The sequence below is a fragment of the Devosia sp. genome, from assembly GCF_041917035.1.
Classification (GTDB): domain Bacteria; phylum Pseudomonadota; class Alphaproteobacteria; order Rhizobiales; family Devosiaceae; genus Devosia_A.
In genome coordinates this window covers 1-4790 of sequence record NZ_JAYRYM010000266.1, presented here as the reverse complement: position 1 = coordinate 4790, position 4790 = coordinate 1, and the positions used below count along the sequence as shown (strand labels likewise).

Genomic DNA, 4790 nt, shown 5'->3' with positions numbered 1-4790 from the left:
GAGGGCATGCCAGTCCGGACGCCCACAGAGAGACCCCGCGATGACGCTTCCCGCCAGCCTCGACACCAATGTGACTGCGCTGCCGCTCAAGGGGCCGGCCGCCACCGTGACGGCCCTGCCCAGGCGGTCCCGCCGTTTCGATCTCGCCGCCGGCACCCGGCACCTCGCGACCGTTCTGGTGCCACCGCTGCTGGTGCTGGCGGTGATCCTCACCCTCTGGGAGCTGGTCTGTTCCCGGCCGGGGTCTTCCCTGCCGCCGCCCAGCGCCGTCTGGGCGCAGAGCTACGAACTGATCGTCGATCCGTTCTTTGTCTACGGCTCGCAGGATATCGGCCTCGGCCTGCGCGTCATCACCTCATTGCAGCGGGTGGCGATCGGCTTCGGCCTCGCCGCCACACTGGGCATCGTCATCGGCACCGTCATCGGCCAATCCAGATGGATGATGCGCGGCTTCGATCCGGTCTTCCAGATCCTGCGCACCGTGCCGCCCCTGGCCTGGCTGCCGATTTCGCTCGCTGCCTTCATGGACAGCAATCCGTCGGCCATCTTCGTGATCTTCATCACCGCCATCTGGCCGGTGATCATCAACACCACGGTCGGGGTGCGCAACATCCCGCAGGATTATCGCAACGTGGCGCGCGTGCTGAGGCTCAACCCGTTCGAGTCGTTCTTCCGGATCATGCTGCCGGCCGCGGCCCCGTACATCTTTTCCGGGCTGCGCATCTCGATCGGCCTCTCCTGGCTCGCCATCGTGGCGGCCGAGATGCTGACCGGCGGGGTCGGCATCGGCTTCTTCATCTGGGATGCGTGGAACAGCTCGCACCTTACCGACATCATCGTCGCCCTCGTCTATATCGGCGTCGTCGGCTTCGTCCTCGACCGGCTCGTTGCGCTGGTCGGGTCCCTCGTCACGCGCGGCACCTCCGCCAACTGAGGACACGGCAATGACCTATCTCGAAGTCTCGTCCGTCGGAAAATCCTTCAGCCGCGGCACCGCCGCCACCGAGGTGCTGCGCGATATCAACCTCACCATCGAGAAGGGCGAGTTCGTCTCGATCATCGGCCATTCCGGTTGCGGCAAGTCGACCTTGCTCAACCTGATCGCCGGCCTGACGGAAACCTCCGCCGGCGGCATCATCCTCGAGAACGCCGAAGTCACGACGCCCGGGCCGGATCGGGCCGTCGTGTTCCAGAACCATTCGCTGCTGCCGTGGCTCACCGTCTTCGGCAACGTCAAGCTGGCGGTGGACAAGGTGTTTGCCCGCACCAAGACCGCGGCCGAACGGCACGACTGGATCATGCAGAACCTCCATCTCGTGCAGATGGCCCATGCCAAGGACAAGCGCCCGGGCGAACTCTCCGGCGGCATGAAGCAGCGTGTCGGCATCGCCCGCGCACTGGCCATGGAACCCAAGATACTGCTCCTCGATGAGCCCTTCGGGGCGCTCGACGCGCTGACTCGCGCCCACCTGCAGGACCAGATGACCGAGATCCACTCGCGCCTCGGCAATACGATGATCATGATCACCCATGACGTCGACGAGGCGGTGCTGCTCTCCGACCGCATCGTCATGATGACCAACGGTCCGGCGGCGACGATCGGCGAGATCCTCAAGGTGCCGCTCGAACGGCCGCGCCACCGGCTCGAACTCGCTTCCGACCGCAGCTACCTCAAGTGTCGCGAGGCCGTGCTGAAGTTCCTCTACGTGCGCCACCGTTTCGTCGAGGCGGCATGATCATGGCTGAAAAACTCGTCATAATCGGCAATGGCATGGCGCCCGGGCGCATGCTCGAGCACCTGTTCGAGGCCGATCCGCATCGCTACGACGTCACGATCTTCAACGCCGAACCGCGGGTGAACTACAACCGGCTGATGCTCTCCCCGGTGCTCTCGGGCGAGAAGACCTATGAAGACATCATCACCCACGGGGATGACTGGTACGCAACGCATGGCGTGACGCTGCACAAGTCGTCACCGGTCACGCAGATCGACCGGGCGACGAGGACGGTCGTGTCCGCCAACGGCATTGTGGCGCGCTACGACAGGCTGGTGATCGCCACCGGATCGTCGCCCTTCATTCCACCGCTGCCCGGGCGTGAACTCGACGGTGTCGTGACCTATCGCGACCTCGACGATGTCGACACCATGCTGCGGGCCTGCGAGCGCGGCGGTCGTGCCGTGGTCCTGGGTGGCGGCCTGCTCGGCCTCGAAGCGGCCGCCGGCCTCAGGCAGCGCGGCATGGAGGTGACCGTGCTGCACCTGGCGCCGACGCTCATGGAGCGTCAGCTCGATCCTGCGGGAGGCTACCTGCTCGAGAAGGCCTTTGCCGCACGCGATATCAAGGTGGTGACCCGCGCCTCGACCAGGGAAATCCTCGGCAACGGCAGGGTCGAGGCCGTGCGGCTCGAAGGCGGCGCCGAATTCCCTGCCGATCTCTTCGTCATGGCCGTCGGCATCCGTCCCTCGACAGCCCTCGCCAAGGCGGCCGGCCTTGCCGTCAACCGCGGCATTGTCGTCGACGATCAGCTGCGCACGGACGATCCGGCAATCCATGCACTGGGCGAATGTGCCGAGCATCGCGGCACCTGCTACGGCCTCGTCGCGCCGCTCTACGAGATGGGCGAGGTGCTGGCCAAATCACTGCTCGACCAGCCGGCCTCCTACCAGGGCTCGGTCACCTCCACCAAGCTCAAGGTCACCGGCATCGACCTGTTCTCCGCCGGCGACTTCGCCGAGGGTGAGGATCGCGAGGAGATCGTGCTGCGCGACGCCACCGCCGGCGTCTACAAGCGGCTGGTGCTCAAGAACGACCGCATCATCGGCGCCGTGCTCTACGGCGAAACCGCCGACGGGCCGTGGTTCTTCGACATGCTGAAGAAGGGCACCGACACGCGCCCGATGCGCGATACCCTGATCTTCGGTCAGGCCTACCAGGGGGGTGCCCCCCTCGACCCTATGGCGGCCGTTGCAGCCTTGCCGGATGATGCGGAGATCTGCGGCTGCAACGGCGTCTGCAAGGCAAGGATCACCGGCGCCATTTCGGGCAAGGGCCTGACCGGACTCGACGAGGTGCGCGCCCATACCAAGGCCTCGGCCTCGTGCGGGTCATGCACGCATCTGGTCGAGCAGCTTCTCCACATCACGCTGGGCGACGGCTACAACCCGGCAGCGGTCAAGCCGATATGCCCCTGCACGGTGTACGGCCATGGCGACGTGCGCCGGCTGATCGCGGCCAAGGGACTGAAATCCATCCCCGCCGTCATGCAGGAACTGCAATGGAGCACGTCCTGCGGTTGCGCCAGGTGTCGCCCGGCGCTCAACTACTACCTGGTGGCCGAATGGCCCGGCGAATGCGAGGACGACGGCCAGAGCCGCTTCATCAACGAACGCGTGCATGCCAACATCCAGAAGGACGGCACCTACTCGGTCGTGCCGCGCATGTGGGGCGGCATGACCAGCGCCAAGGAACTGCGCGCCATCGCCGATGTCGCCGACAAGTTCGCCATACCCGCGGTCAAGGTGACCGGTGGCCAGCGCATCGACCTTCTCGGGGTCAGGAAGCAGGACCTGCCTGCCGTCTGGGCCGATCTCAATGCGGCCGGCATGGTCTCCGGAGCAGCCTACGCCAAGGGCCTGCGGACGGTGAAGACCTGCGTCGGCTCCGACTGGTGCCGCTTCGGCACCCAGGACTCCACCGGCCTCGGCATACGTCTCGAAAAGTTCATGTGGGGCTCCTGGACCCCGGCCAAGCTCAAGCTGGCCGTCTCCGGCTGCCCGCGCAACTGCGCCGAAGCGACCTGCAAGGACATCGGCGTGATCTGCGTCGACAGTGGCTACGATATCCACTTCGCCGGCGCCGCCGGACTCGAGATCAAGGGCACCAAGGTGCTCTGCCATGCCGACAGCGACAACGAGGCTCTGGAGATCATCGTCGCCCTGACCCAGCTCTACCGCGAGCAGGGCCACTATCTCGAACGCATCTACAAGTGGCTCGACCGCGTCGGCATCGACTCGATCAGGGCGGCCGTCGTCGATGACCTCGCGAGGCGCCGTCACTACTTCGACCGCTTTGTCTACTCGCAGCGCTTCGCCCAGGTCGACCCGTGGGAAGAGCGCGTCAACGGCAAGGATGCCCACGAGTTTGCCGCGATGGCCGAGTTCGGCCTTCCCGTGGCCGCGGAGTAACACCATGACCGACTGGATCGACATCGGCGCCGTCAGTGACGTTCCTCGTCGAGGTGCGCGCTGCGTCACCACCCCGCAAGGCAGGATCGCGGTGTTCCGCACCATGCAGGACCAGATATTCGCTATCGAGAACCGCTGCGCTCACAGGGGCGGGCCGCTGGCCGAGGGCATCGTGCACGGCGCATCCGTGACGTGCCCGCTGCACAACTGGGTCTACGATCTCGAAACCGGCAGGGCGCTGGGCGCCGACGAGGGCGAGGTCCGCACCTTCGCCGTGCGCGTCGTGGACCAGCGCATCCTGCTGGCGCCCGACATGTTGCTCAGGGTCGCGGCCGAGTAGTGACGGTGGCATCGGAAACCGTTCGCACCACCTGTCCCTATTGCGGCGTGGGGTGCGGCGTGCTGGCATCGCGACGCGCCGACGGTTCGCTGGCCATTGCCGGCGACCCGGATCATCCAGCCAATCTCGGACGCCTTTGTTCCAAGGGCTCGGCGCTCGGAGAAACGCTGTCGCTCGACGGCCGACTGCTCCATCCCGAGGTCGACGGCGTCCGCACCTCATGGGACAAGGCGCTCGATCTGGTGGCGGCAACCTTCCGGCGCA

General features: G+C 66.1%; 4 protein-coding genes and 1 pseudogene. All 5 read left to right on the top strand.

Features of this window, described 5'->3' with window-relative positions; genetic code table 11:
• The first annotated feature begins 40 nt into the window (after positions 1 to 40).
• Positions 41 to 934 carry a nitrate ABC transporter permease gene (ntrB, locus tag ACE3TU_RS18900; RefSeq protein WP_374627046.1) on the top strand — a complete coding sequence of 298 codons (894 nt, stop codon included), beginning with the start codon at positions 41 to 43 and terminating at the stop codon, positions 932 to 934.
• 10 nt (positions 935 to 944) lie between these two features.
• A complete protein-coding gene (locus tag ACE3TU_RS18895; RefSeq protein WP_374627044.1) occupies positions 945 to 1736 on the top strand; it encodes an ABC transporter ATP-binding protein in 792 nt (263 codons plus the stop codon).
• Between the two features lie 2 nt (positions 1737 to 1738).
• Positions 1739 to 4186, top strand: a complete 2448-nt coding sequence (nirB, locus tag ACE3TU_RS18890) for a nitrite reductase large subunit NirB (RefSeq protein ID WP_374627042.1) — start codon at positions 1739 to 1741, stop codon at positions 4184 to 4186.
• A 4-nt stretch (positions 4187 to 4190) separates the two neighbouring features.
• Positions 4191 to 4526, top strand: coding sequence for a nitrite reductase small subunit NirD (gene nirD / locus ACE3TU_RS18885; RefSeq protein WP_374627040.1), 336 nt, complete (start codon positions 4191 to 4193; stop codon positions 4524 to 4526).
• Between the two features lie 5 nt (positions 4527 to 4531).
• Positions 4532 to 4790, top strand: a pseudogene (locus ACE3TU_RS18880) (hypothetical protein); the annotation flags it as partial.